This is a genomic window from Micromonospora sp. NPDC049204 (assembly GCF_040647935.1).
In the GTDB taxonomy this organism is placed as follows: Bacteria; Actinomycetota; Actinomycetes; order Mycobacteriales; family Micromonosporaceae; genus Micromonospora.
This window is the reverse complement of sequence record NZ_JBEZDC010000003.1, coordinates 445809-472433: the sequence shown is the minus strand read 5'-3', so window position 1 is coordinate 472433 and position 26625 is coordinate 445809. Positions and strand designations below refer to the sequence as shown.

Sequence of the window (26625 nt, the reverse complement as noted above, 5' to 3'; positions counted from 1 at the left end):
TCGGCGACGACAAACCTGCCGCCCCGCCCACGCCGCCGATCTTGCACTTTCTGCCCCGACAACTCGGGACACAGGCCGCGAACCGGCGACCGAAAGTGCAAGATCGACGGGGATTGTGGGGTGGGGGTGGGGCGGGCATGCTGGCGGGATGGGTGTGCGGGTGACGCGGGTTGGGGCGGTTTGCACTGTGGTGCTGGATCGCCCGGACGTTCGGAACGCCGTCGACGGTCCTACGGCTCGGGCGCTCGCCGACGCGTTCCGGGCCTTCGACGCCGATCCGGACGCGTCGGTGGCTGTGCTCTGGGGGGCCGGTGGCACGTTCTGCGCCGGCGCCGACCTGAAGGCCCTCGGCACGCCGAGCGGCAACCGGGTCGAGCCGGAGGGGGACGGCCCGATGGGTCCGACGCGGATGACGCTCAGCAAACCGGTGATCGCGGCGATCTCCGGGTACGCGGTGGCGGGTGGGCTCGAGTTGGCGCTCTGGTGCGACCTGCGGGTCGCCGAGTCCGACGCGACGCTCGGGGTGTTCTGCCGCCGCTGGGGGGTGCCGTTGATCGACGGTGGCACCGTGCGGTTGCCCCGGTTGATCGGCGAGAGCCGGGCCATGGATCTGATCCTCACCGGCCGCCCGGTGCCGGCGGATGAGGCGTACTCGATGGGGTTGGTCAACCGGTTGGTGCCACCCGGCCAGGCGCGGGCCGCGGCCGAGGAGCTGGCGGCGGCGATCGCCCGGCACCCGCAGACCTGCCTGCGCAACGACCGGGCGGCGGTCCTGGCCGGTGCCGGACGGCCCGAGCCGGAGGCGCTGGCGACCGAGCTGGCGTACGGGATGGATTCGCTGGCCACGGACGCGGCCAGCGGCGCGGCCCGGTTCGCGGCCGGCGAGGGTCGGCACGGCACGATGCCGCCGGGAGGGGTGAACCTCCCGGCGGCATCCGGTGCCGGCTGGATCAGTTGCGGTTGATGGTGAAGGTCGTCGTGGGGTTCTGGATGTCCACCGCGTTGTTGCTCAGCCGCAGGTTGTTGAAGGTGACCGACCCGACGGCCGGCCCCTGCCCGGCCTCCGGCATCGGGTTGGCCCAGATGGCGAAGCCGGACTTGGCGTCGTAGGCGTCACCACTCTTGCGCGCCCCGCTGATCGAGACGTTCGTGAAGACCGTGTCGGTGATCGGGTTCTGCGGCTGCCCGCCGACGTAGTTGGTCTGGAACATGATGCCGCTGTAGGTCGGATCGACGATGTCGACATCGCTGACCCGGATGCCCTGGAACACCTTCGAGGCGGAGAAGACCCAGATGGCCGGGAAGGTCTGCGAGCCCCAGAAGTGCCCGCCGGCCCGCACGATCGAGATGTTCTCGAACCGGGTCGGCGGGCTGGCACCGAAGCCGTTCATCGGGTAGCCGAAGTCGAGCGAGCTGATGGTGATGCCGGAGTAGACCAACGTGTCCGCGATGTAGATGTTGCGGAACGTGTTGCCGTAGCCGCCGTAGACGGCCACACCGGCGGCCCGCCAGGTGAGGGTCGAGGTCAGGTTCTCGTAGACGTTGTCCCTCATGTCGGCGCCGCCCGCGTCGATCGCCGAGAACAGCGCGAAGCTGTCGTCACCGGTGGCCCGGGCGTCGTTGTTGCTGACCAGGTTGTTGGTGCTCCCGTTGGTCATGTTGATGCCGTCGGCGAACATGTTGCGGATCCGGGAGTTCTTGATCGTCATGTAGTCGGTGTTCGCGCCCCAGTAGAGGCACACCATGTGCTCGTTCCAGATGTTGTCGATCACGATGTTCGACACGTTGGAGAAGTCGAACACCTTGCCCGGACCGTCGATCCGCGAGGTGTAGTTGCCGAAGTAGGCGAAGTTCTTGAAGGACGAGTTCGCCGCCGAGTTCTCGGCCCGGAAGCCGATGTCGGTGTTGTCCTGGCCCGACGGGGCGTTGAACCGGGTGTACCAGGGGCCGGCACCGGTCACCTGGACCGCCTTGCCGTACACCTGGAACTTCGACGAGGTGGAGTAGTTACCGGCCGGCAGGTACACCCCGATCAGGTTGCCGGTGGTGTCCATCCGCACCCGGTCCAGGGCGTTCTGCACGTCCTGGTGGGTGAAGCCGCCCGGCGTGGTGTAGCGGGTCGGGTCCGGGTTGGCGATCGGCGACACCTGCTCGGTGTTGATGAAGTCGATCGCGTAGTTGGTGGTGTTGGCCGAGTCCTTCTGGAGGCGGATCTTGCTGCCGGCCGGGACCGTCGAGTTGAGCATGACGTTGGCTTCGTCGTAGATGTGCCGCGGCCCGCCCGCGCTCGGCGAGTTGCCCGGGCTGGTCTCGTTGCCGTAGAGCCAGGCGTACCGGGACGTCAGGTCGATGGCCTTGTGGAACGTGCCGTTGACGTAGACGTTCAGCGTGGAGTTGATCCCACCGCCGCCCGGGGCGTCCGGGATGGAGAAGCGGGTGACGAGCGTGTTGGTGCTGGCCCGGGTGGTGAACTCGACGTAGCTGCCGGTCGAGTTGAGGGTCACCGCACGCCGACCGGACGCCTCGCCGGCCAGGTCGCCGACCTCCCGGTTCGGCCCGACGACGCTGGCGCCGCCGCCGACCGCGCCGTCCTCGGCCTCGTACATGTCGTACGGCATGTTGGCGCCGCGACCGACGAAGAGCGGACGGTCGCTGGTGTTGTTGGCCTGCTTGACCGGCAGCTCGTTGCCGTCGGCCGCGAGCACCACCCGGACGGTGTACTTGCCGTTCGCGGCGGTCCAGGTGCCCAGGTTGACCGGGCCGACCGTGGCGCCGGCGTTGATCACACCGGAGTACGAGCCGGTCAGGGTACGGACCACGGTGCCGGACTCGTTGAGCACGGTGAGCGTGATGCCGTGCGAGCCGGACGCGGACGCCACAGTGCCGGCGTTGCGCACCGACACCGAGAAGGTGACCGTGTTGCCGGCCGACGGGTTGCCCGGCGACCAGGCCACCGACGAGGCGACCAGGTCCGACGTGGCGACCGCGCTGACCACCAGCGGGCTGGGGTTGGAGTAACTGTTGTTGGTGTCGTCGGACTCGACGACGGTGTTCGACTCGTCGACCTTCGCGCTGAGCGGGTAGCTGCCCGCGTCCCGGGTGCCGATGCTGGCGCTGACCGTGGTCGAGGCGCCGGCCGCGAGGCTACCGACCGACGCGGTGCCGACCCGGGTGGAGCCCAGGTAGAAGTTGACTCCTGTCGCGCCGGAGGCCGCCGAGCCCGCGTTGCGCACGGTCGCGGAGAGCGTGATGGTGCTGGTCTCCACGGGTGCCGACGGGCTGAACGACATGCCGGTCACGGTCAGGTCGGGGTTCGGCGCGGGGGTGCCGAAGACCTGGAACTCGGCGACCTGTCCGGCCGGGGCGCCGGTGTTCGAGGCGATCGAGAGCCGGACGTCGGCCGCCGCACCGGAGACCGGGATGGTCACCGTGTTGCCGCTGCCCGGGTTGAAGCTGTAGTTCGCCGCACCGGCCAGAGTGGTGAAGGACGACGAGCCCTGGTCCCGACCGAGCACCGCGATGTTCTGCGTACGGGCACCCCAGGCCGAGTCCGGGTTCAGTTTCACCACGACCTGGCTGAGGCTGGCGTTCGCGCCGAGCTGCACGGTCAACGTGCTCGGGTTGCCGTTGCCCTCCCAGTAGGTCGCCACGTTGTTGTCGTTGGCGTTGGTGGCCACGAACGTGTGCACGTACCCGGAGGCGGAGATCGGCTTGCCGATCGCCAGGTTGCTCCCGGTCGGCGGGTTGCCGGTGCCGGTCCGGGTCACCGTGTTGCTGTTCGACGACTGGTTGCCGGCGGCGTCCTTGGCCCGCACGTAGTACGAGACGGTGGCGCTGTCGGACTGGCTGTCGGTGTAGGTGAGCGTCGAGCCGTTGACGCTGCCGCGCAGCGCGCCGCCCGCGTACACGTCGTAGCCGGTCACCCCGACGTTGTCGGAGGACGCCGACCAGGTGAGCCGGATCTGCCCGCTGGCGGGCTGGGTGTACGCCAGGTTGCCGGGGGCGCTGGGAGCCTGGGTGTCGGTGCTGCCGGTGGCGCCGTACACCTCGACCTCGGAGAGCTGCGCGGCCGGCCAGCCGGTGTTGCCGGTGACCTGCACCCGTACGTAGCGGGTGCTGGCGGCGGTGAAGCTGACGGTCGCGGTGTTGCCGCTGCTCGGGTTGAAGGTGTAGCCGGCGGACGCCTTCAGGGTGGTGAAGGACGAGCCGTTGGTGGAGCCGAGCACCGACAGCGTCTGGGTGCGGGTCTGCCAGTCCGACGCGGGCGGCAGCTTGAGCACCACCCGGTCGACGCTGACCGTGGCACCCAGGTCCGCCTGGATCCACTGCGGGAACGCGTTGTTGTTGCTCTCCCAGTAGGTCGAGGCGTTGCCGTCGTTGGCGTTGCCCGCCACGTAGTTCTGGTTGTAGCTGCTGGCGGTCATGGTGGCCGAGAGCCCGGCGAGCATCGCCATGCGCGCGGCGGCCGCGGACGGGTCGGCCGCCGGTGCCGCGGTCGCTGCGGGGGTGACGACCGGGGCGGTGGCGAGGAGCATCCCGGCGAGTGCGCCGGCGAGGAGCCGCCGACTGCGGGCGGTGCGGGGGACGGGATTGGGCGCGCCGCTCGGCGGCGTGCCTCGTCTGGTGCCGTTACTGGACATGGGGTCGCTACACCTCTTTCGGGGGTGGGTGCGGGTGCGTTGCCCGGCGACGGGTGCAGGGGTACGCCCGTCGTTCCGCGACAGGTGGGGGACGGTGCGGGTGGGACGGGGTCGGCGGGCCGGGGCCGCGTCGCCCCGGAGCGCCGGATCGGGTGGCCCCCGCCCGGATCGGACGGGGGCACCCGGGCTAGCTGGAATAGACCTCGAACTCGCTGAGCTGACCCGCTGGCCAGCCGGTGTTGCCGGTGACGGTCAGCCGCAGGTACCGCTGGCTGGTCGCCGTGAAGGTCACGGTGACCGTGTTGCCGCTGGCCGGGTTGAAGGTGTAGCCGGCGGACGCCTTCAGGGTGCTGAAGGACGAGCCGTTCGTGGAGCCGAGCACCGACAGCGTCTGCGTACGCGTCTGCCAGGCCGACGACGGTGGGAGTTTCAGCACGACCCGGGACACCGTCCGGTTGGTGCCCAGGTCCACCGTCAGCGACTGCGGGAAGGCGTTGTTGGCGCTCTCCCAGTAGGTGTTCGGGTTGCCGTCCACGGTGTTGGCGGCGGCGTACACGTCGGAGTGGCTGGTCTCGGTGACCGACCTCCCGGCCGCCAGGTTGCCGCTGGGCGGCGGGGTGGTCGGTGGGGCCGTGGTCGGTGGGGCCGTGGTCGGTGGGGCCGTGGTGGGCGGGGCCGTGGTGGGCGGCGGGGTGGTCTGGGTGCCGCCGTACACCTCGACCTCGGAGAGTTGCGCGGCCGGCCAGCCGGTGTTGCCGGTGACCGTCACCCGGAGGTAACGGCGGTCACCGGAGGGCAGACCGATCGACACGGCGTTACCCGAGCCGGGGGCGAACACCCGACCGGCGGACGACGCCAGGGTGGCGTACGACGAGCCGTCGGTGGAGCCGAGCACCGACAGCGTCTCGGTGCGTTGCTCCCAACCGCTGGGTAGCTTGAGCACCACCCGGTCGACCGATCGGGCCGAGCCCAGGTCGACGGTGATCGACTGCGGGAAGGCGTTGTTGGCGCTCTCCCAGTAGCTGGCCGCGTTGCCGTCCACCACGTTGGTCGCCGTGTAGCTCTGGTTGGTGCTGGTCGCGGTCGCCGACCGGTTCAGCGCCAGGTTCCCCCCGCTGGTGGGCGGCGGCGTGGTGGGCGGCGGCGTGGTCGGCGCCGGGGTGGTGGGTGCCGGGGTGGTGGGCCCCGGGGTGGTCGGCGGCGGCGTGGTGGGTCCGCCGCCCCACTGCGGGTTCGGCCACGGGCCGCAGTACGGAGTCGACGTGTACCAGCCGGAGTTGCCGCTGCCCTGGGTGATCTGGAAGCCACCGCCCACGCAGTTGTGCATCGGGTTGCTCTGCGCGATGTTGGTGGCCCGCACGTTCGTGAAGGACACCTGGCTGGGTGCCTGCACCTGGAGCGCGTACGTGCCGGCGCCGTCGATCCGCACGTTGCTCAGGTTGATGCCGCTGGTCTGGCCCTCGATCCAGTGCAGCGCCGCGTACGAGCTGTCCAGGATGTCGGTGTCGGTGATGTTGATGGTGGCCTGCTGGAACGACTCGTTCAGTGCGGAGAACCAGATCGCCCCGACGCCGAAGTTCCAGTTGTAGTCCGAGTTGCCGTTGCGGATCAACGTGTTCCGGGCGACCGTCCAGGTGCCCCGGACCGCGGTGTCGCCCTGCACACCCGGATAGCGGTTCGCGACGTGGATGCCGCCGCCGTTGGTGAGCGAGTCGGCAGTCACGTTGTCGGTGATCTTGATGTCCCGACCGCCGTAGCTGACCAGGTGGTTCGCCAGCAGGGTCACGCCGATGGTGTTGTGCGTGAAGGAGTTGTTGACGTTCGGCACGCTCTGCGCCCACATCGCCAACGCGTCGTCCCCGGTGTTCCGGACGAAGGTGTTGGTCACCGTCGAGTTGGTCACGCCGGTGTGGAAGTTCACCCCGTCCGCGGTCTGGTCCAGGATGCGACTGTTGCGGATCGTGAAGTTGTCCATCGGGCCGTCCATCCACGCCCCGACCTTGGTGTTCTCCAGCCACAGGTTGTCGACCACCGAGTTGGTCATCGCCCCACCCAGGGCGTTGACCTGGTCGTCGTCGATCCGCTCGCGGATGTCGCCGATGATGGCGAAGTCCCGCAGCGTCACGTTGCGGCTCGGCCCGTTCGCCTCGTGCGAGCGGACCGGGCCGGTGTAGCCGCCACCGGGGACGTACTTGCCGTAGATGCCGACGGACCGGTTCCGGTCCGTGGGATGCCGGCCGCCGAGCACCGAGTACCAGGGGCCGGCGCCGCGCAGGGTCACCCCGTCGACCACCACGTGGTCCCAGAGGGTGAAGGTGCCGGTCGGAATCCAGACCGCCCGGCCCTGGGCCTTACCGGCGTCGACAGCCGCCTGGAACTTCGCGGTCGAGTCGGTCGCGCCGCTCGGGTCCGCGCCGAAGTCGGTGACCACGTCGAGCACACCGGAGGGTTTGGTGATCGCCGGGGCGACCAGCTCGAAGTCGGCCAGGTCGATGGTGAACGAGGGCGACTGGGCGGTCGAGGAGACCTGGAACCGGATCTTCGTGCCGGCCGGCTGGGTGCTGCCGAACATCGCCCGGGTCTCGTCGTAGAAGTGGTGCGGGTTGGTGTCACCCGGGTTGTTGTTGAACGGGTATCCGCCGTAGTACCAGCCGTACCTGGACGTCACCGGGACCGACTTCAGCAGCGACCCGTTGGCCCGCAGATCGATGGCGGCGTCCCGGCCGGTGCCGGACGGGCTGTCCGGCAGGCTGTACCGGAAGGTGACCGCGTTGGCCGGCGCGGTGAGGGTGAACTCGACGTACTCACCGACGGCGTCGAGGGTGACCGCCTCCCGGCCGGACGCCTCGGACGGCAGCGTGCCGTAGCGCCGGTCCGGGCCGATCTTCGAGCCGTTGTGGGCGGCCTCCTCCGCCTCCTGCTCGAGAAACGGGACGGTGGCGCCCCGGCCGGAGATGTCGAAGGGGGACAACCCGGCCGCCGAGGCCGGAGTCGCGGTGCCGGTGACCGCGAGGGCGGTCACCGTTGTGGCGGCGAGCAGGGTGGCGGCGATGGCGGCCAACCCTGCCCGGGCCGGGTGTCGAAGGTGGTGCGGGGTGCCGGTGGTGTGGTTGGCCATGAGCTGCGCTCTCCCTTTCGTCAGGCAGGCCAGATCCCCCCGTGTCGGTGCGGTGTCGCGCGTCTCCCTCGTACCTCCTTCCTGGTGGCGTGGGGGGGGGGGGGGGGGGGGGGGGCCCCCCCCCCCCCCCCGGGGGGGGGGGGGGGGGGGGGGGCGGCCCCCCCCCCCCCCCCCCCGGGGGGGGGGGGGGGGGGGGGGGGCGGGCCCCCCCCCCCCCCCCCCACGGCGAGCGGAGTCAGGTCAGGCCGGGCCGTCCGCCCCGCGCGGCCCGTCGGTGGATTCGGCGGTACGCAGCCAGACCGCGGTGTCGGACGGCAGCAACCCGTCGTCGAGCGGTCCGCTGGCCAGCAGCAACTCCCCCTGCACTGGCATCGACACCGCCTCGGCGGACAGGTTGACCACACAGCTGAAGCCACGGCCGCGGCTGAAGGCGAGCACCCCGTCCGGGGCGGGCAGCCAGGTCAGCTCGCCGTCACCGAGCGCCGGTTCGGCCCTGCGGGCCTGGATCGCCGCCCGGTACAGCTCCAGCATCGAGGTCGAGTCGCCGGTCTGGGCGCTGGCCGTCCGGTCCTTCCAGTCGGCCGGCTGGGGCAGCCAGGGCGTCGCGGCACCGGCGGGGCTGAACTCGAACGGCGGCTGGTCACCGGCCCACGGCAGCGGTACGCGGCAGCCGTCCCGGCCCGGGTCGATCCGGCCGGACCGTTCCCACATCGGGTCCTGCCGCAGCGCGTACGGGATGTCCTCGACCTCGTAGAGGCCCAGTTCCTCGCCCTGGTAGACGTAGGCGGCACCGGGCAGCGACAGCGAGAGCAGTGCGGCGGCGCGCGCCCGACGGGTGCCCAGCTCCAGGTCGGTGGGGGTCCCCTCGCGCTTGGCGGCGAAACTGAACCGGGTGTCGGCCCGACCGTAGCGGGTGACGTGTCGGGTGACGTCGTGGTTGGAGAGCACCCAGGTGGCCGGTGCGCCGACCGGCGCGTGTGCGCTCAGCGTCCCGTCGATGCTCTCGCGAAGCGCCGAGGCGTCCCACGCGCAGCCGAGGAAGTCGAAGTTGAACGCGGCGTGCAGCTCGTCCGGGCGCAGGTAGTTGGCGAACCGCTGCCGGTCCGGCAGCCACACCTCACCGATCAGCGCCCGCTCACCCGGGTAGGAGTCGGCGACCCGCCGCCAGCCCCGGTAGATGTCGTGCACCCCGTCGAGATCGTGGAACGGGTGCGGGTGGTCGGGTCGGACCTCGGGCAGCTCCCCGTCCTTGACCAGGAGCCCGGCCGAGTCGATCCGGATGCCGTCCACGCCCCGGTCGAACCAGAACCGCAGGATGTCCTCGAACTCCGCCCGTACCCGGGGGTGGTCCCAGTTGAAGTCCGGCTGCTGCGGGGCGAACAGGTGCAGGTACCAGTCGCCGGGGGTGCCGTCCGGGTTGGTGGTGCGGGTCCAGGTCTCGCCGCCGAACTCGCCGATCCAGTCGGTGGGCCGCTGGTCACCGTTGGGACCCCGGCCGGGCCGGAACCAGAACAGGTCGCGCTCCGGCGCGCCGGGTCCACCGGCGAGGGCCGCCTGGAACCAGGGGTGCGCGTCGGAGCAGTGGTTCGGCACCACGTCGACGATGGTCCGGATGCCCAGCTCGTGTGCCTCGGCGATCAACGCCTCCGCCTCGGCCAGGCTGCCGAAGACCGGGTCGATGTCGCGGTAGTCGGACACGTCGTAGCCGGCGTCGGCCATCGGGGAGGGATACCAGGGGCTGAACCAGATCGCGTCGACGCCGAGCGCGGACAGGTGGTTCAGCCGGGACCGGATGCCGGCGATGTCACCGATGCCGTCGCCGTTACCGTCGGCGAAGCTCCGGGGATACACCTGGTAGATCACGGCTCCACGCCACCACGGACTTCTGTCAGCTGTGGACACGAGCACCTGCTTTCTGCGTCAGTACGTCGGCGGGTCAGCCGGACCTGGATATGTGGCGGGCGAACGGTCGTTGTTCGCCGCGCGGGAGGATGCGGTGGTGGCTATCCCTTGATGCTGCCCGTGGTCAGACCGGACATGATGTTCCGTTGGAAGATCAGGAAGATGATGACAGTCGGGATCGCGGCGATGACCGACGCGGCGATCACCACGTTCATCGGCGTGCCACCGGCGAAGGTGTAGATGCCCACGCTGACCGTCCGGGTCTCCGGCGACGGCATGACCAGTTTCGGCCAGAGGAAGTCCTTCCACACCGCCGTCACGGCGAAGATCGAGACGACGCCGAGGATGGGACGCGACAGCGGCAGGATGATCGACCAGAGGGTGCGCAGTGACGACGCCCCGTCCATCAGGGCCGCCGCCATCAACTCCTCGGGAATCGAGTCGAAGAAGCGCTTCAACAGGAAGATGTTGAACGCGTTCGCGACCATCGGCAGCCAGATGGCGAACGGCGAGTCGAGCAGGTTGATGTGCAGGATCGGCAGGTCCAGCACCGTCACGTACTGCGGGACGATGAGGACCATCGCCGGGATCATCAGCGTCCCCAGCATCAGCGCGAGGATCACGTTGCCGAAGATCGGCCTCAGCTTGGACAACGAGTACGCGGCAGCCGCGTCGAAGACGAGTTGGAACAGCACCGCGCCGATCGCGTAGTAGAACGTGTTGAACAGCAGCTTGGCGAGGGCCAGGTTGTTCCACGCGTCGATGTAGTTCTGCGGCTGCGGATCCTTCGGAAACAGCGTCGGTGGGGTCTGGGCGATCTCCTGGCCGGACTTGAGCGCGCCGGTGACCATCCAGTAGAGCGGTCCGAGGAAGACGAGCGTGAACCCCGCCACCACGACGACCAGCAGCGTCCAGTAGATGACCTTGCCGCGCCCCCGGCTGAGCTGGGAGTGGGAGATGAGGGTCCGGGTTCCGGAATCCTGTGCCATTCCTCGCCGTCCTAGTCCTGTTTCGCAGTCAGCCGCACGTACACGGCGGAGAAGCCGGCCAGCACCACGAGCATGATCACGCCCAGGGCAGCGGCGCCGTTGAGGTCGTTCTGGAAGAACCCGTGCTGGTAGATGAGGTACGCCACCGAGGTCGCGGAGTCCTCCGCGCCCGCGCCGTTGGCGAGGATCAGGGGCTCGATGAAGAGCTGCATCGTGGCGACGATCTGCAACATCGCCAGGAGCGCGAGGATCAGCCGGGTCTGCGGGATCGTCACGTGGACGATGCGCTTCCAGATCCCGGCGCCGTCGAGTTCGGCTGCCTCGTACAGCTCCCCGGGGATGTTCTGCAACGACGCCAGGTAGATGAGCACCGCGCCGCCCATGTTCATCCAGGTCGACGCGACCACCATGGCCGGCATCGTCATCTCCGGCGACTGCATCCACTGCGAGGTGGGCAGGTGCAGCGCCTTGAGGATCGCGTTGAAGAGCCCGGCCTCGCTGGGGTCGTACGCGTAGAACTTGAACAGGAACAGCGCCGAGGCGGGCGGCAGCATCACCGGCAGGTAGACCAGGATCCGCAGGTAACCCTTGGCGTGCCGGAACTCGTTGAGCAGGATCGCCACGAAGAACGGCACCGCGTACCCGACGACGAGCGCGAGCACCGTGAAGTAGAAGGTGTTCTGCCAGGCCGTCCAGAAGCTGGGGTCGGCGATGATGCGGGTGTAGTTGTCCCAGCCCACCCAGGTCGTCTCGCCACGCCGGGTGCGCTGGAAGCTCATCACGACGCCGCGGACCATCGGGTACCAGGAGAAGACGACGAAACAGAGCACCGCGCCGATCAGGAACGCGTGACCGGTGAGGTTGTCCCGTACCTTGCGGCCGAGGCTGGTGCGCTGCGGCCTCGCCGAGTACGGCGACGGCGGGCGGCCCGGTTTCCTCGGGGTCTCCGGGACGGTGGTGATCGCCAAGGCAACTCCTGGTTGAGTCGGTGACGTCGACGAGGTGCGGCGGATGGTGTGGGGGCCGGGTCGGCGTCCCGGCCCCCACACGATCGGTCAGCTCTCTGCGGCGAGGAGCTGGTTGACCTTCTGCTCGGCGGTCTTGAGCAGCGCGTCGATGTTCGCGTTCGGGTTGGTCAGCACGCCGGACATCGCAGCGTCGAGCACCGCGTAGACCGCCTGTGCGTTACGCGGCTCACCCTTGATCGGCACCGGGGTGGCCTCGAAGAGCGCGAAGTTCGCCGTGTCGACGTTCGCGTTCGCCTTGCGCAGTTCCAGCTCCTGCTTCTGCGCCTCACTGCCGTTGGCGAAGAGCAGCGGCTGGGGCAGGCCCACCGGGTAGTTCTGCGGCTTGGCCCGGACGTAGTCGAACTGACCCTTGCCCGGCGTCAGCTTCTGGTACGCGATCCACTTCATGCCGGCCTTGACCTGCTCGGGGGTCAGGTCCTTCTTGAAGAAGTAGCCCTCGCCGCCACCGAGCGTCCCCTTCGCCGGGCCGTCCTGGCCGGGCAGCGGGCTCATCGCCCAGTCCTGGAACTTGCCCTGGAACTGGCTGACGATCGCCTGGGTGGCGTCCGGCGCGCCGATGAACATGCCGACCTTGCCCGCGCCGGCGTTCGTCAGCAGGTCACCCCACTGCAGCAGCTGACGGGAGCCCATGCTGTTGTCGCCGTAGCGCATGTCCTTGATGTTCTGCAGGACCTGCTTGCCCTGGGCGTTGTTGAAGTCGGCCTTCTTGCCGTCCTCGGTCAGCATGCGGCCGCCCTGCGAGTAGAGCAGGGAGGTGAAGTGCCAGCCGCCGGTGTTGCCGGCGCTGTACTCCGAGTAGCCCGCGATGCCGTTGCCGAGTGCCGAGATCTTCTTGGCGGCGGCCCGGACGTCGGCCCAGGTCTTCGGCGGGTTGTTGGCGTCGAGCCCGGCCTGCTGGAACAGGGCCTTGTTGTAGACCAGACCCATCGAGTAGTTCTTGACCGGCACGGCGTAGAGCTTGCCGCCGTCGGTGAAGACCTCCTTGAGCGCCGGGTCGACGCTGTCCCAGGTGGAGATGTTGTCCTTGTTGGCGTACTGGGTGATGTCCATCGCCTGACCCGAGTCCAGCACCTGCTGGAGGTCGGTCATGTAGCCGTAGAACACGTCGGTCACGGTGCCGCCGGCGAGGCGGGCGGTGAAGTCCGGCGGGTTGTTGCACTGCTCCCCGACGCTGACGCTCTTGACGACGATGTCCGGGTTCTGCCGCTGGAACTCGGCGACGTCGTCGTTCCAGTTCTTCAACAGCTCTTTCTGGGCGCCGACCGGCTGGCAGTCGACCGTGATGGTGACCTTGCCGCCGGCGGTCGTGTCCTTGTCGTCGCTCTTCGTGGAGCACGCCGTGAGGCTGAGCCCCAGGCCGGCCACGAGCGCAACCGCCGCAGCCTTTCGGTATTGCGGTACGGACATCTGTCCATCCCTTCGGGAACGGGTGACTCCAATGACCTTCGCTGATCTGCGGTGATACGACCTGACGCCCAGTAGCTGCGTCGGAGCCAGGTGTGAGTGGAGTCACTGTAGCGAGGGGGACTCATTTCGGCAAGGTATCGACCCTGTTCCGAAAGGACACGACGTGATTACGGCAGATGTTGGCAAACTCGTGAAAGCAGCCGGATATGGCGGCCTTTGACCCGTTATGAAGGGCCATTCGGACAGGTCGATGCTGCGCGACGTTCGCAGCGACGAAAACGGCCGCCGACCGCCGGGAGCGGTCGACGGCCGAAGCGTCGGGTGGAGTGGTCGCTAGCGACCGGGCGCGGGAGCGGTCGAGCCGCGGACCACCAGCTCGGGCTCGAACAGCAACTCGTCGTGCAGCACGCCGGCACCCTCGATCTGGGTGACCAGCAGGTCCACGGCAGCCTGCCCCATCGTCTCGATCGGCTGCCGCACCGTGGTCAGCGGCGGGTCGGTGCACGTCATGAACGCGGAGTCGTCGAAGCCCACCACCGACACGTCGGCCGGCACCGAACGCCCCAACCGCCGGGCCGCACGGATCGTGCCCAACGCCAGTACGTCGCTGGCGCAGATGATGCCGGTCACGCCCCGCTCGACCAGTTTCGTCGCGGCGACCCGCGCACCCTCCATCGAGAAGCTGGACCGCTCGACACACTCGGCGTCGGCCTCGTCCCAGCCCGCGGCCTGGATCATCGCGTCCAGCTTGCGGCGGGACGGCACGTGCCCCTCCGGGCCGAGGACCATCCCGATCCGTTCGTGCCCGAGCGAACGCAGGTGCCCGTACGCCTGCTCGACCGCGACCGCGTCGTCGGTGGAGACCCGTGGGAACCCCAGCTCGTCCACGCCCGCGTTGACGAGCACGACCGGAAGGCCCCGGTCGGTCAGTCGACGGTAGTGGTCGTGTCGAGCGTCGGCGAGCGCGTACGAGCCACCGGCGAAGATCACCCCGGACACCTGGTGGTCGAGGAGCATCTCCACGTAGTCCATCTCGGACACCCCGCCGATGGTCCGGGCGCAGAGAGCCGGGGTGTAGCCCCGCTGGGCGAGGGTCCCGGTGACGACCTCGGCCAACGCCGGGAAGATCGGGTTCTGCAACTCGGGCAGCACCAGCCCGACCAGCCGGGCGCGTTCGCCACGCAGCTTGGTCGGCCGCTCGTAACCGAGCACGTCGAGCGCTGTCAGCACGGCGGTCCGGGTCGCCTCGGAAACCCCGTCACGGCCGTTGAGCACCCGACTGACGGTGGCCTCGCTGACGCCCGCCTTCTTGGCAACTTCAGTCAACCGCTTGGTCACGGTCGCAATCGTACGTCACCGCGATGAAAGAAATGAACAGCAAAATGCCCGGCGTTTGCCGTCCGGCTGCCGCATTCTTCCCATCCGCCACCATTCCGGCGGCCCGAATCGGCGCCCGGCGGCAGAGTCCGCGCGCCATCGACACCAGGTCGCACCGCCCGAGCCTTGATCGACTCGGCTTTCATGATGTCGTGGAGTCAACCGGCCACGGACACCGCGACTTTCATGAAGCCGAGTGGATCACGCCCGGCGCACCGCTTCGCGGACCCGGTCAGGACAGGTCGTGTAGCGCGGACTCGATGGCCCGGTGGAAGGTCGGGTACGCGTAGATCATGTGGCGGAGCTGGCTCAGCGGCACCGCCGCGTGCACCGCCACGACCAGGGCGGAGAGCACCTCGCCGCCGGCCGGACCGACCGACGTCGCCCCGATCAGCACTCCCTGGTCGGCGTCCGCGACGAGCTTGATGAAACCGTCGTCGCCGACCCGGTGGATCCACCCCCGGGTCGAGCTGCCGAGCTTCGTGAAACCGACCTGCACGTTGATGCCCCGCTCGCGGGCCTGCCGCTCGGTGAGCCCGACCGCGCCCACCTCGGGATCGGTGAAGGTCACCCGGGGCAGCGCACGGTAGTCGGCTCGCGGAACGGTGCCGGCCGACCCGCTCGACCCGCTGGCGGCCAGCGCGCTGGACGCCCCCATCGCGCCACCGACCACGCTTGAGGTGCCGCTGGCGTCCGCCCCCGCCGCTGTCTGTCGAGCGCGGGCGAGGATGTCGGCGATCACGATCCCCGCCTGGTACATGGCGATGTGGGTGAAGGCGCCCTCACCGGTCAGGTCGCCGACCGCCCAGACCTGGTCGGTGACGTGCAGACGGTCGTCGACCGGCAGGTACCGCTGGCTGGCGTCCACGCCGATCGTGTCCAACCCGAGTTCTTCCAGGTGCGCCTTGCGCCCGGTGACCACCAGCAGCCGGTCGGCGGTGAACTCCGTGCCGCCGCCACCGCGCAGGGTGAACCGGGTGCCGTCGTGCTCGACCCGCTCGGCGCGTACCCCGGTGTGGATCTCCACGCCGTCGGCGCGCAGCGCCGCGGCGGCGACGTCGGACGCCTCCGGCTCCTCGACGGCCAGCACCCGGTCGAGTGCCTCCACCACGGTGACCCGCACCCCGAAGCGGGCGAAGACCTGGGCCAGCTCCAAGCCGATCGCGCCGCCGCCGAGCACCAGCAGCGACTCCGGCAGTTGGTCGGCCTCGATCGCCTGGTGGTTGGTCCAGTACGGGGTGTCGGCGAGGCCGTCGATCGGCGGCACCGAGGGCCGGGTGCCGGTGCCCAACACGATCCCGTGCCGGGCCTGGAACACCTGGTCACCGACGCGGACCCGACCGGGACCGTCGAACCGGCCGCTGCCGCGTACGAGCCGGCCGCCCCTGCCGACGAACCGCTCGGCCGCGACCGTGTCGTCCCAGGTGTCGGTGGCCTCCTCCCGGATGCGCTTCGCCACCGGCGCCCAGTCCGGCTGGACCTGCGCCGTTCCGGCGAGCCCGTCGACCCGGCGCGCCTCGGCGAGCGCGTTGGCTGCCCTGATCATCATCTTGCTCGGGATGCAGCCCCAGTACGGGCACTCCCCACCGACCAGGTCCCGCTCGATGCCGACGACACTCAGGCCGGCCTCGGCGAGTCGCCCGGCGACCTCCTCGCCACCGACCCCGAGCCCCACCACGACCACATCCACCAGCTCCGGCTCCGCCACCGGAACAGCATCCCCCAGCGACACCACCGCGACCACCGGGGTAGGCGAAAAGTCGGCACACTCACCGGTCCGGGGCGCCTACGGTGTCGGGATGCACGCACGCTTCGCTCCGGTCCGGGACTGTTTCCACGACCTGTTCACCACCGGTCGGGAGACCGGTGCCGGCCTGACCATCTGGTACGACGGACAGCCGGTCGTCGACCTGGTCGGCGGTTTCCGCACCGGCGCCGGACCCGACGGTGAACAGTGGCGGACGGACACGCTGGCCAACGTCTACTCCGTTGGCAAGCCGGTGGCCGCGCTCTGTCTGCTGATGCTCGTCGACCGGGAGCGGGTCGACCTCGACTCGCCCGTCGAGCGGTACTGGCCGGAGTTCCGCACCCCCGCCACCGTGCGTCAGGTGCTGTCGCACACCGCCGGGCTGCCGACCTTTCCGGTGCCCCGGCCCGCTGCCGCGATCGCCGACTGGGCGCTGCTCGCCGGCGACCTGGCCGCCGCCGACCCCGAGTGGCCGCCGGGCTCGGTGGCCGGCGAGCACGCCTGGACGTACGGGCACCTGGTGGGCGAGCTGGTTCGCCGCGTGGACGGGCGGTCGGTGGGCCGGTTCCTGGCCGAGGAGATCGCTGGCCCGTGGCGGCTCGACCTCGGTTTCGGGCTGGCCGAGGCGGACCAGCGGCGCTGCGCCGAGATGCGCTACGGCGACCCGGGGTGGCCGGGTCGGAAGCTCGGCGAGCCGGGCTCGCTACGGGCGCGGGCGCTGGGCAACCCGGCCGGTGGACTGGACGTGGCCGTGCTGAACAGCCCGCTGTGGCGGAGCGCCGAGATGCCCGCGGTCAACCTGCACGCCACCGCGGCCGGCCTGGCCCGGCTCTACGCCGGCCTGCTGGCCGGCGGCGTCCTGGACGGCGTCCGGCTGTTCAGCCCGGAACTGGTGGCGGAGGCGACCGGGGTGCAGTACGACGGGCCGGACCTGGTGCTGGACCGCCAGGCCCACTGGACCCTCGGCATGCAGTGGGAGCCGGACGGCAGTTGGGGCATGGGCGGCATCGGCGGCAGCAGCGCGTGGGCCGACCCGCAGCGCGGTTACGTCCTCGCGTACGCCACGGCGCACCTCGCCGAGCACGACCGGGTCGACGAACTGGCCGAGGTGTTGCACTCCTGCCTCTGATCAGCGCAGCCAGACCGGGTCGGTGCCCGGCACCGAGAGCGGCGGCGGATAGTCGAGCGTCTGGCGCAGCGCCTCGGGCAGGCGCCACGGTTGGTGGATGGCCTTGCCCTGCACCGTCGCCAGCTCCGGCACCCACCGGCGCACGTAGTCGCCGTCCGGGTCGTACCGCTCGGCCTGCCGGACGGGGTTGAACCCCCGGTAGGGCTTGGTGTCGTTGCCGGTGCCGGCGACCCACTGCCAGTTGCCGGAGTTGTTTGCCACGTCCCCGTCCAGCAGCCAGCGAAAGAACACCCTCACCCCCGCACGCCAGTCCTGCCCGAGGTGCTTGGTCAGGTAGCCGGCGGTGATCAACCGGGCCCGGTTGTGCATCCAGCCCTGCGCGCGCATCTGCCGCATCCCGGCGTCGACGATCGGCATCCCGGTCCGTCCCTCGGCCCAGGCCGCCAACGCGTCGTCGTCGTAGCGCCACTGCTCGGTGGCACCCCGCCGGTACGCCGCGGTCGAGATCTCCGGAAAGGCGGCGGTGACCTGGTAGTAGAAGTCCCGCCAGCAGACCTGCCGAACGAACGGCCCGGACCGGTCCCCGGCGCGGCTGGCCACCGCCAGCGGGGACACGCAGCCGAAGCGCAGGTACGGGCTGAGTCGGGAGGTGTCGTCGCCGGCCATGTCGTCGTGCTGGTCGCCGTACCGGTCCAGGTCCGGCAGCCAGTCGGTGAGCCGTGCCTGGGCGACCCGCTCGCCGCCGACCGCCGCGTCCGGCGAGTCACCGGCCGGCAGCGCCGGCAGTCGGCCCACGCTCACCCGGTCGGGCAGGGCGATCCGGCGCGGCGCGGCCAACTCCTCGCGCCACCGGCTGGCCGCCCAGGCGCGGTGGTAGGGGCTGAACACCCGGTAGTGGTCGCCGCCACCACCGGGCCGTAGGGCGCCCGGCTCGACCACGGTCAGTCCGGGAAACAGTCGGAGGTGCAGCCGGTGCCGCTCGCACTCCGCGCGCAGTCGCCGCTCCCGGCGTCGGGCGTGGTGGCTGACGTCGGCGGAGAGCGCGACGGCCGAGGCATCGACCTCACCGGCCAGCCGGATCGTCTCGGCGACCGGGTCACCGTGGCGTACCACCAGGTCGCCGCCGCGCTCGCGCAGCTCGGCGCGCAGGTCGGCGAGGGCCTGGTGCAGGAACCGGGTGCGGTTGGCCGACAGGTCGGCCAACTCCGGGTCGAGCACGTACAGCGGCACCACCCGGTCGAAGGCCGCGCAGGTGGTGGCCAGCGCCGGGTGGTCGTGCACCCGCAGGTCGCGGGTGAGGAGCACGATCGCGGTGCCGACGGTCACCGGGCCTCCGGGTCGACCGTCGGCCCGGGGATGGTGACCGGCGTACCAGTCGAGGTGAGCAGTGCGCGCGCGGCCACCGCCATCCGTCGCCGCTGCGGCACCAGAGCGCGCCCGGCGAAGACGTCGTAGTCCAGCGCGGCGACCTCGTCGAGGATGCCGCCGTACAGGGCGTACGCGGTGCGCATGCAGGCCTGCGAGGCCGGCTCCAGCATGGTGATGCCCGGCGCGGCGGCCGCGTAGTGCGCCTGGGCGCGGGTCACCTCGTACTCGATCAGCTCACGGGTCCGGGGCGTGCCGCGGCCCCGGGCCCGGGCCTCGGCCAGCTCGTCGCGGGTGACGCCGAACTTCGCCAGGTCCTCGTCCGGCAGGTAGGTGCGCCCCCGGTCGAGGTCCTCCGCGACGTCCCGGATGAAGTTGGTGAGTTGGAAGGCGAAGCCGAGCTGTCGCGCCGGCTCCCGTGCCGCCACCGGGTCGGAGGTGCCCAGGATCGGCAGCATCATGGTGCCGATCACCGCCGCCGAGCCCTCCATGTAGTCGAGCAGGTGGTCGTAGGTCGGGTACGCGGTGACGGTCAGATCCATCGCCATGCTCTTCAGAAACGACGCAAAGTCGTCCCGGTCGAGATCGAAGACGGCGATCGTGTGCAGCACGGCCGGCAACAGCGGGTCGTCGACGGCGGCGCCACGCAGGCCAGCCATGAACTGGCTGGCCCAGTCGTCCAGGCGGGCGGCCCGCTCGGCCGGCGGCAGGTCCTCGGTGCGATCGACGATCTCGTCGGCGTAGCGGGTGAACCCGTAGAGGGCGTGCACATGTCGCCGTTTCCATGCGGGCAGCAGTCGGGTGGCGAGATAGTAGGTGCGGCCGTGACGTCTGTGCAGCTCACGACTCCGGTCATAGGCAGCGGTGAGATCTGTTTCCACCGGCCCTCCCTCATTTATCGACGCACCAATCGACGCAACTCGTAGCCTAGGGTACGCTCAGCCGCATGGCCAACGACGCAGTTGCGGGCAATGCGACTCGTGTGGCGGCGGCAGAGCCGGTCGACCGGGACGACCCGGTCCAGGCCGTTCTGGCCGCGTACACCCATGAGCTGGTCACGGCCGTCGAGGAGACCCTGACGGCCTTCCTCGCCACCGAGGTCGACTCCCTGAGCGAGATCGACGCCTCGATGGGCGCCTTCGCCGCCTCCGCGCGAGAGGCCGTCCTGGTGGGCGGCAAGCGGATCCGGCCCACGTTCGCCTACTGGGGCTGGCGCGGGGCGGTCGGCGGCGACGAGGCCCTGTCACCCGTGCTGCCCGCGCTGGCCGCGCTGGAGTTGCTGCACACCTTCGCCCTGGTGCACGACGACGTGATGGACGCCTCCACGACCCGTCGCGGCCGGCCCACCGCACACGTCGCCCTCGCCGACCAGCACGTCCAGGCCGGCCACCGCGGTGATCCCGGGCGGTTCGGCGAGGCCGTCGCCGTGCTCATCGGCGACCTCTGCATGGTCTGGGCCGACCAGTTGCTGGCCCACGCCACCGTGCCACCGGCCCGACTGTTCGAGGTGCGCCGCTGCTACGACCAGATGCGGGTGGAGACGGTCGCCGGGCAATACCTCGACGTGCTCGGCGAGAACGATCCGGCCAGTTGGTCGGTCGATCGGGCGCTGCGGGTGGCTCGTTACAAAACCGCCAGCTACACCGTCCAGCGCCCACTGCTCTTCGGTGCCTGCCTGGCCGGGGTGCCCGCGAACGACCCACTGGTCTCCGCGTACACCCGCTACGGCCTCGCCGTCGGCGAGGCGTTCCAGCTCCGCGACGACCTGCTCGGCGTCTACGGCGATCCGGCCGCCACCGGTAAGCCGGCCGGTGACGACCTGCGCACCGGTAAGCCGACCGCGCTGCTCATGCTGGCTCGGGAGTTGGCCACGCCGGCCCAGCTGAGCGCGTTGGAGCGGGCTGGCGACGAACCGGTCGACCGGCTCGCCGAACTGGTGGCCGAGACCGGCGCGGTGGCGCGGGTGGAGCGGATGATCGCCGAGCGGGTGAGCGACGCGCTGGCCACGCTCGACGCCGCACCCGTGGACCGGACGGCGCGGACCGCGCTGACCGGTCTGGCCACCGCCGCCGCCAACCGGCGGGCCTGATGAGCGACTTGAGCAAGGAGGTGGTCACGTGCGGACGGTGACAGGACGGACGGACCGGGTGGTGGTCGTCGGCGCCGGGCTGGGCGGGCTCGCCTGCGCGCTGCACCTGGCCGGCAGCGGTCGACAGGTGACCGTGCTGGAGCGTGAGCCGGTGCCCGGCGGGCGGGCCGGACGCCTCGGCGTGGACGGCTACGAGTTCGACACCGGCCCGACCGTGCTCACCATGCCCGACCTGATCGCCGAGGCGCTCGGCGCGGTCGGCGAGGAGTTGCACGACTGGCTCGACCTGACCCCGCTCGACCCTGCCTACCGGGCGTACTACCCGGACGGCTCAACCCTGGACGTACTCACCGACACCACCCGGATGGCCGCCGAGATCTCCCGGGTCTGCGGGCCGCGCGAGGCCGACGGTTATCTGCGCTTCGTCGAGTACGCCCGCGAGCTGTGGCGGCTGGAGCGGACCGACTTCATCGAGCGCAACCTGGACGCGCCGACCGACCTGATCACCGGCAACCTGCTCAAACTGCTCGGCGGCGGGGCCTTCCGACGACTCCAGACGAAGATCAACCAGTTCTTCCGGGACCCTCGTACCCAGCGGATCTTCTCCTTCCAGGCCATGTACGCCGGCCTCGCACCGCACGACGCGCTCGCCATCTACGCGGTCATCGCGTACCTCGACTCGGTGGCCGGGGTCTACTTCCCACGCGGCGGCATCCACGCGGTCTCCAAAGCCATGGCGGGCGCCGCCGAGAAGCACGGCGTGCAGATCCGGTACGACACCACGGTGACCCGGGTGGAGACCGCGAACGGCCGTGCCACGGGTGTGCTCACCGCCGACGGCGAGCTGGTGCGGGCGGACGTGGTGGTGCTCAACCCCGACCTGCCGGTCGCCTACCGGGACCTGCTCCCCGCCGCGCCACGGCGCCGGCTCACCTACTCGCCGTCCTGCGTGGTTCTGCACGTCGGCTCCCGGCAGGGCTATGCGAAGATCGCCCATCACAACATCCATTTTGGACGCGCGTGGAAGGGCACCTTCGATGAGGTCATCCGGCGGGGAGAGCTGATGACCGACCCGTCGCTGTTGGTGACCAACCCGAGTCGGACCGACCCGTCGGTGGCCCCACCGGAGCGGCACACCTACTACGTGCTCGCCCCGGTGCCCAACCTCCACCGGGCCCCGTTCGACTGGCGCGGCGACCTGACCCAGCGCTACAGCGACCAACTGATCGGCACCCTGGAGGAGCGCGGTTACGTCGGTTTCGGCGCCGGCGTCGAGGTGCTGCGGGCCATCACCCCCGCCGAGTGGGAGGAGCAGGGGATGGCCGCGGGCACCCCGTTCGCCGCCGCGCACACCCTCTTCCAGACCGGCCCGTTCCGCCCGTCGAACCTGCACCGCGACCTGCCGAACGTGGTCTTCGTCGGCTCCGGCACCCAGCCCGGGGTGGGCGTACCGATGGTGCTCATCTCCGGCAAGCTCGCCGCCGGCCGAATCAGTGGGGAGATTCGATGAAGAGTCGAGAGGAACACCTGGTCGAGCTCGTCGACGAGACCGGCAAGGCCCACGGCGAGTTGACCGTCGCAGCCGCACACCAGCCCCCGGGGCAACTACACCGGGCCTTCTCGGTGCTGTTGGTGGACCCGGACGGTCAGGTGCTGCTCCAACGCCGGGCTGCCGTCAAGACCCGCTTCCCGCTGCGCTGGGCCAACTCCTGTTGCGGCCACCCCCAGCCGGGCGAGTCACTCGCCGAGGCGGCCAATCGGCGCCTGCGCGAGGAGTTGGGCGCGGGCCCGGTCGAGTTGACCGAGGTCGGCGTCTACGTCTACTACGCCGAGGACCCCGCCACCGGTCGGGTCGAATTCGAGTACGACCACGTGCTGCGGGGTGATTTCCTGCCCGCGGCCCCCCTACTGCCGGACCCGGACGAGGTTGCCGAGCTGCGGTGGGCCGACCCCGCCGCCCTCGAAGCCGACCTGGATCGCGACCCCCGGTCGTACGCGCCCTGGCTGGGCGGGGTGGTGAGCCGGCTACTGCGCCCCTCGGGCGCACCCGCTCCGGTCGTGCCCCCGCCCGGATCGTCGGCGGATGACACGGCGGAGCGGTCGGGTGGTCGATGAGGCGCTGAGCGCGGGCGCGGTCGCACGCCGGCTGGGGGTGGCGGTGACCACCCTGCGCACCTGGCATCAGCGCTACGGGCTCGGGCCCAGCGAGCACATCCCCGGCCACCACCGCCGGTACACGCCCACCGACCTGGCCCGCCTCGAGATCATGCGACGGCTCACCGCCGAGGGGGTGAGCCCCGCCGAGGCGGCCCGCTGGGCTCGCCAGGCACCGGAACCGGTGCCCACCGACACCGTCGCCCCAAGCCGGATCCATCGAGCGGGCCGGGACGGCGGCGGAACCATCCCGGTGGGCCGCGCCGGCCCGGCAGCCCGTGGGTTGGCCCGCGCCGCCATGCGGCTGGACGCGGCGGCGATCAGCGAGACGATCGCGCACGCCCTGGCGGCTGGCGGTGTCGTCGCCACCTGGGAGGGCCTGCTGCGCCCGGTCCTCGCCGGCATCGGCGAACGCCACGCCGCCAACGCCGGCCTCATCGAGGTGGAACACCTGCTGTCCCGCTGCATCTCGGAGTCGTTCGCGGCGGCCAGTCGGGCCAAGGTTCCCACCGGACCGGCCCGCATCCTGCTCTCCTGCGCGGACGAGGAGCAGCACACCCTGCCGCTGGAGGCGTTGGCCGCCGCTCTCGCCGAGGCCGGGGTCAGCTACCGGACGCTGGGCGCCCGGGTGCCGGTCGCCGCCCTCCTGGAGGCGGTCAACCGGACCGGGCCGGCCGCTGTGGTGCTCTGGTCGCACACCCGGGCCACCGCCGACCCGGGTCAGCTCAGCGCGCTGCTGGCGGCACCGCGCCGCCCGTTGCTGGTGCTCGCCGCCGGGCCCGGTTGGCGAGCCGACACGGTGCCGGCGGGGGTGGTGCGGCCCATCGACCTGGCCGAGGCCGTCTCGCTCGCCGTCGCGGTTCGGGACTCGCTGGACCAGTCGAGGCGTGACTGACCGCACTGTCGCCCATATCTCGGCGTGAACTACCGTCGGGGGTCCGCCCACCCCGACCCCTCCGGGAGCGAGCAGATGCAAGCCCGCGCCGTTCTGGCGTCCGTCCTCGCCATGGCGCTCGTCTTGTCCGGATGCGCCCAGCCGGACCGCACCATCGCAGCCGCCGGCGCACCGCAGCCGGCGACATCGCCCACGCCCACGGCGTCGCCGCACCCGACCGTCGCCAAGCCGCCCAAGCCCCCGTTGCGACCGTTGCCGGCCAAGCTCCCCGCCGGCCTGCGGCGCAACACCGGCGCGCGCCCGGTGGTCCTGACCTTCGATGACGGACCCAGCCCGGCCTGGACACCCAAGGTGCTCGACCAACTGAAGGCCTCCGGCGTGACGGCCACCTTCTGCGTCGTCGGTCGTGAGGTGCAGCGTCACCCGGAGTTGGTCCGTCGGATCGTCCGCGAGGGACACCAACTCTGCAACCACAGTTGGCGGCACGACCTCGACCTGGCTCGGCGACCGGTCGCCGAGATGAAGGCCGACCTGGAACGCACGAACAACGCCATCCGTGCCGCGGTTCCCGGGGCGAAGGTGCCCTTCTACCGGCAGCCGGGCGGCAGGTGGACGGCGGAGGTGCTCGGGGCGGCGAAGGATCTCGGCATGCGCCCCCTGCACTGGTCGGTCGACCCCCAGGACTGGGACAAGCCGAACGCCGCCACGATCGGCAAGCGGGTCCACGCCGCCGCCCGCCCCGGCGCCATCGTGCTGCTGCACGACGGGGGCGGCAATCGGGCTGCGACGCTCGCCGCCTGCCCCCACCTGATCGCGGACCTGAAGCAGCGCTTCGGCATCGCCCGACTCCGCTAGACCACCTTTGACCTGCTGTTATGGCCCGATCCGAGCCCCTGCCGATACCGATTTTGTTCACCGACCAGGCATCACGTATGCTTTCCAAGCCTCCGGCGGGGCCGGATGGGAGCAAGTCTGCTTGAAGTTGCAAATGTGCAATGATGGCGGGGCCGCCCTCATCGTCTAGCGGCCCAGGACGCCGCCCTTTCAAGGCGGTAGCACGGGTTCGAATCCCGTTGGGGGCACGACCGGCGCAAGCCGGAGCAACACAAGCTAGGTCCTGTGGAGCAGTTGGAGTGCTCGCCGCCCTGTCAAGGCGGAGGTCGCGGGTTCAAGTCCCGTCAGGACCGCAGCGCTGACGCCGCGCCTCGCGCGGCGTTCTGCGTATCGGAGCATGTCTCCCTACCGCCGGTTCGTCCGGTTGTTGGGTAACATGGTCCGAGCGACACGGCCAGGTAGCTCAGTTGGTACGAGCGTCCGACTGAAAATCGGAAGGTCGGCGGTTCGACCCCGCCCCTGGCCACATAGCCTTTCGCCGGGCTACAGAGGTCCCCACCAGCGGAAACGCAGGTGGGGATCTTGCTGTTCCGGCGCCTTTCTCGGCGGCCCGCCGGAATGTGATCGACTCGACTGCCCGGAATCGGGGCGTCCGAGTCGGCGGAACACCGCGCGCCAAAATCGATGGGATCATGGGCCGGTGGCGGGGCCGAGCGCACGGCCGTCAGTCGTCGCGGCCCTGCTGGCGGTGCTGCGCCACACCGGTCTGGATCGCCTCCCACACGCTGCGCCCGGCCTGTCGCAGCGTCTCCCCCGCCTGCTCGGCGAGCTGCGCAGCGCTCTGCGCCGCGGCCTGCGCCCCACCCAGAGGACCACCGCCGCCGTCACCGGCTCCGGACGGGCTCGGGCCGGCGGCGGGCGATGTACCGGGTCGGTTGCGCCCCTGCCCGGTCGACGACTCCGCCTCGGTGCCCCGACCCGCTCCGGACGGTCGCTTCCCGTCATCCGAACCTGCCGGCCGTTGCCCTTCCGGGTGGTGCCGCTCCCCGTGTCGCCGGCCGATCGGGTAGTGGCCCGGCATTCCGCCGGACTCCGGTCGTACGTGATCCCCCGGCCGAGGGCCACCGGTTGGGGACCCGGGTCCCCCAGCGCGGGGTCCCGGTCCACCAGCGTGCGGCTCAGAGCTTCCGGCAGGTGGCCCCGAGCCCGGCCGACCCGCTCCCGGCCGATCGACGCCTGGCCGACCCGCTCCCGGCCGACCCATTCCCGGGCGGTCGCCGCGCACTCGGTCGCCGCCCGACTGATCGGCGTCCACCCGACCGGCGCCCTCCCGGACCGGGCCGACGACGGTGCCGGCAGTGCCCCCCTGCTGGTCCGGCCCGCCGAGTACGCCGTCGGAGCGGCGCACCGACGTCTCGACCGCCCCGGCCCCGTGTGCTGCCTGCTGTGCGGCGCGGTCCACGCCGTCGAGGGTGGTGCCAGCCGTCCGAGCGAGCGCCTCGATGATCTGCGGGTTGCGATCGAGGGTGTCGAGTGCTCGTCCGAGAATCGTGGTCAACTGCTCCAACCGCACCCGCAACTGCGCCTCGGCGTGTACCCCGTTGATGTCCAGTTCACCGCTGTTCAGGCGCACACGTACGCCGGCGTCGACCTGGATCAGGTTGGCCACCCGGGCTCGCAGCGACAGGTCAGCGTCCAAGCCGTCGACCGCCACCCGGATCGAGTCGACGGAGACCTTCGGAATGTCGAGCAGGACGTCCGGGTCGACCCGGTCCGGCTCCCGCTGCTGCGCGCTCTCGCCCATGCTCTCCCGCCCGCCTGCACACCGGCCCGGTCGTCCGGGCCGTTCGGCGCGGTTACCCGCTTTCCGGCCGGGCATCCCGTCCGTGGGGCATCGACCGACGACATGTCCGGAACCGGGCATCGCACGAAGCTGCACACGCGGGCATCA

General features: G+C 70.8%; 18 protein-coding genes and 3 tRNA genes. 10 read left to right on the top strand and 11 right to left on the bottom strand.

The features are described from left to right. Positions 1 to 148: 148 nt before the first annotated feature. Positions 149 to 964 (top strand): crotonase/enoyl-CoA hydratase family protein, encoded by an 816-nt coding sequence (locus tag AB0A90_RS08285; RefSeq protein WP_357243641.1) that lies wholly within the window; start codon positions 149 to 151, stop codon positions 962 to 964. On the opposite strand, the gene AB0A90_RS08280 is transcribed toward AB0A90_RS08285, so the two are convergent. The 8 genes from AB0A90_RS08280 to AB0A90_RS08245 all read right to left on the bottom strand — a co-directional run bounded on the left by AB0A90_RS08280 (position 951) and on the right by AB0A90_RS08245 (position 16169). Continuing rightward, positions 951 to 4640: a discoidin domain-containing protein gene (locus AB0A90_RS08280; protein WP_357243638.1), complete on the bottom strand. Its 3690-nt coding sequence runs from the start codon at positions 4638 to 4640 to the stop codon at positions 951 to 953. The two genes, AB0A90_RS08285 and AB0A90_RS08280, sit on opposite strands and share 14 nt — an antisense overlap. 187 nt (positions 4641 to 4827) lie before the next feature. Beyond that, positions 4828 to 7758, bottom strand: coding sequence for a discoidin domain-containing protein (locus AB0A90_RS08275; protein ID WP_357243635.1), 2931 nt, complete (start codon positions 7756 to 7758; stop codon positions 4828 to 4830). Between the two features lie 240 nt (positions 7759 to 7998). Next, a complete protein-coding gene (locus AB0A90_RS08270; RefSeq protein WP_357243632.1) occupies positions 7999 to 9621 on the bottom strand; it encodes a glycoside hydrolase family 13 protein in 1623 nt (540 codons plus the stop codon). A gap of 140 nt (positions 9622 to 9761) precedes the next feature. Then, positions 9762 to 10649: a carbohydrate ABC transporter permease gene (locus AB0A90_RS08265; protein ID WP_357243629.1), complete on the bottom strand. Its 888-nt coding sequence runs from the start codon at positions 10647 to 10649 to the stop codon at positions 9762 to 9764. Between the two features lie 11 nt (positions 10650 to 10660). After that, entirely contained in the window at positions 10661 to 11617 is a 957-nt protein-coding gene (locus tag AB0A90_RS08260; RefSeq protein WP_357243626.1) for a sugar ABC transporter permease, read from the bottom strand. Positions 11618 to 11704: 87 nt separating this feature from the next. Beyond that, the gene (locus AB0A90_RS08255) at positions 11705 to 13084 is read right to left on the bottom strand and encodes an extracellular solute-binding protein (RefSeq protein ID WP_357243623.1); all 1380 of its coding nucleotides are present in this window, start codon (positions 13082 to 13084) and stop codon (positions 11705 to 11707) included. Between the two features lie 333 nt (positions 13085 to 13417). Continuing rightward, complete coding sequence (locus AB0A90_RS08250; protein WP_357243619.1) at positions 13418 to 14422, bottom strand: LacI family DNA-binding transcriptional regulator; 1005 nt, start codon at positions 14420 to 14422, stop codon at positions 13418 to 13420. A gap of 271 nt (positions 14423 to 14693) precedes the next feature. Continuing rightward, the gene (locus AB0A90_RS08245) at positions 14694 to 16169 is read right to left on the bottom strand and encodes an FAD-dependent oxidoreductase (RefSeq protein WP_357243616.1); all 1476 of its coding nucleotides are present in this window, start codon (positions 16167 to 16169) and stop codon (positions 14694 to 14696) included. Positions 16170 to 16260: 91 nt separating this feature from the next. On the opposite strand from AB0A90_RS08245, the gene AB0A90_RS08240 reads away from it, so the two are divergent. Further along, positions 16261 to 17337: a serine hydrolase domain-containing protein gene (locus AB0A90_RS08240; protein ID WP_357243613.1), complete on the top strand. Its 1077-nt coding sequence runs from the start codon at positions 16261 to 16263 to the stop codon at positions 17335 to 17337. On the opposite strand, the gene AB0A90_RS08235 is transcribed toward AB0A90_RS08240, so the two are convergent. Together AB0A90_RS08235 and AB0A90_RS08230 are read right to left on the bottom strand one after the other, a co-directional pair. After that, positions 17338 to 18663, bottom strand: a complete 1326-nt coding sequence (locus AB0A90_RS08235) for a deoxyribodipyrimidine photo-lyase (protein ID WP_357243610.1) — start codon at positions 18661 to 18663, stop codon at positions 17338 to 17340. Further along, on the bottom strand, positions 18660 to 19583 hold the full coding sequence (locus tag AB0A90_RS08230) for a phytoene/squalene synthase family protein (protein ID WP_357243607.1): 924 nt from the start codon (positions 19581 to 19583) through the stop codon (positions 18660 to 18662). The genes AB0A90_RS08235 and AB0A90_RS08230 overlap by 4 nt, the downstream gene beginning before the upstream one ends. Positions 19584 to 19648: 65 nt before the next feature. On the opposite strand from AB0A90_RS08230, the gene AB0A90_RS08225 reads away from it, so the two are divergent. The 8 genes from AB0A90_RS08225 to AB0A90_RS08190 all read left to right on the top strand — a co-directional run bounded on the left by AB0A90_RS08225 (position 19649) and on the right by AB0A90_RS08190 (position 25200). Further along, complete coding sequence (locus AB0A90_RS08225) at positions 19649 to 20791, top strand: polyprenyl synthetase family protein (RefSeq protein ID WP_357243603.1); 1143 nt, start codon at positions 19649 to 19651, stop codon at positions 20789 to 20791. A 28-nt stretch (positions 20792 to 20819) separates the two neighbouring features. Then, entirely contained in the window at positions 20820 to 22301 is a 1482-nt protein-coding gene (gene crtI, locus AB0A90_RS08220) for a phytoene desaturase family protein (protein ID WP_357243600.1), read from the top strand. Beyond that, on the top strand, positions 22298 to 22906 hold the full coding sequence (idi, locus tag AB0A90_RS08215; protein WP_357243597.1) for an isopentenyl-diphosphate Delta-isomerase: 609 nt from the start codon (positions 22298 to 22300) through the stop codon (positions 22904 to 22906). The genes crtI and idi overlap by 4 nt, the downstream gene beginning before the upstream one ends. Continuing rightward, positions 22896 to 23840 (top strand): MerR family transcriptional regulator, encoded by a 945-nt coding sequence (locus AB0A90_RS08210; RefSeq protein WP_357244095.1) that lies wholly within the window; start codon positions 22896 to 22898, stop codon positions 23838 to 23840. Before idi ends, AB0A90_RS08210 begins: the two co-directional genes overlap by 11 nt. Before the next feature lie 75 nt (positions 23841 to 23915). Beyond that, positions 23916 to 24695: a polysaccharide deacetylase family protein gene (locus AB0A90_RS08205; RefSeq protein ID WP_357243594.1), complete on the top strand. Its 780-nt coding sequence runs from the start codon at positions 23916 to 23918 to the stop codon at positions 24693 to 24695. Between the two features lie 154 nt (positions 24696 to 24849). Beyond that, positions 24850 to 24922 (top strand) — tRNA-Glu (locus AB0A90_RS08200). Positions 24923 to 24953: 31 nt separating this feature from the next. Further along, positions 24954 to 25027, top strand: a tRNA-Asp gene (locus AB0A90_RS08195). 99 nt (positions 25028 to 25126) lie between these two features. After that, positions 25127 to 25200, top strand: a tRNA-Phe gene (locus AB0A90_RS08190). Between the two features lie 198 nt (positions 25201 to 25398). On the opposite strand, the gene AB0A90_RS08185 is transcribed toward AB0A90_RS08190, so the two are convergent. Next, positions 25399 to 26478 (bottom strand): hypothetical protein, encoded by a 1080-nt coding sequence (locus AB0A90_RS08185; RefSeq protein ID WP_357243591.1) that lies wholly within the window; start codon positions 26476 to 26478, stop codon positions 25399 to 25401. Between the last annotated feature and the right edge of the window lie 147 nt (positions 26479 to 26625).

What these genes read in the sequence shown, in the direction of transcription:
- AB0A90_RS08285 (WP_357243641.1), top strand. Translation starts at nt 149, where the DNA reads ATGGGTGTGCGGGTGACGCGGGTTGGGGCGGTTTGCACTGTGGTGCTG.
- AB0A90_RS08280 (WP_357243638.1), bottom strand. Translation starts at nt 4,640, where the DNA reads ATGTCCAGTAACGGCACCAGACGAGGCACGCCGCCGAGCGGCGCGCCC.
- AB0A90_RS08275 (WP_357243635.1), bottom strand. Translation starts at nt 7,758, where the DNA reads ATGGCCAACCACACCACCGGCACCCCGCACCACCTTCGACACCCGGCC.
- AB0A90_RS08265 (WP_357243629.1), bottom strand. Translation starts at nt 10,649, where the DNA reads ATGGCACAGGATTCCGGAACCCGGACCCTCATCTCCCACTCCCAGCTC.
- AB0A90_RS08255 (WP_357243623.1), bottom strand. Translation starts at nt 13,084, where the DNA reads ATGTCCGTACCGCAATACCGAAAGGCTGCGGCGGTTGCGCTCGTGGCC.
- AB0A90_RS08240 (WP_357243613.1), top strand. Translation starts at nt 16,261, where the DNA reads ATGCACGCACGCTTCGCTCCGGTCCGGGACTGTTTCCACGACCTGTTC.
- AB0A90_RS08225 (WP_357243603.1), top strand. Translation starts at nt 19,649, where the DNA reads ATGGCCAACGACGCAGTTGCGGGCAATGCGACTCGTGTGGCGGCGGCA.
- idi (WP_357243597.1), top strand. Translation starts at nt 22,298, where the DNA reads ATGAAGAGTCGAGAGGAACACCTGGTCGAGCTCGTCGACGAGACCGGC.
- AB0A90_RS08205 (WP_357243594.1), top strand. Translation starts at nt 23,916, where the DNA reads ATGCAAGCCCGCGCCGTTCTGGCGTCCGTCCTCGCCATGGCGCTCGTC.
- AB0A90_RS08185 (WP_357243591.1), bottom strand. Translation starts at nt 26,478, where the DNA reads ATGGGCGAGAGCGCGCAGCAGCGGGAGCCGGACCGGGTCGACCCGGAC.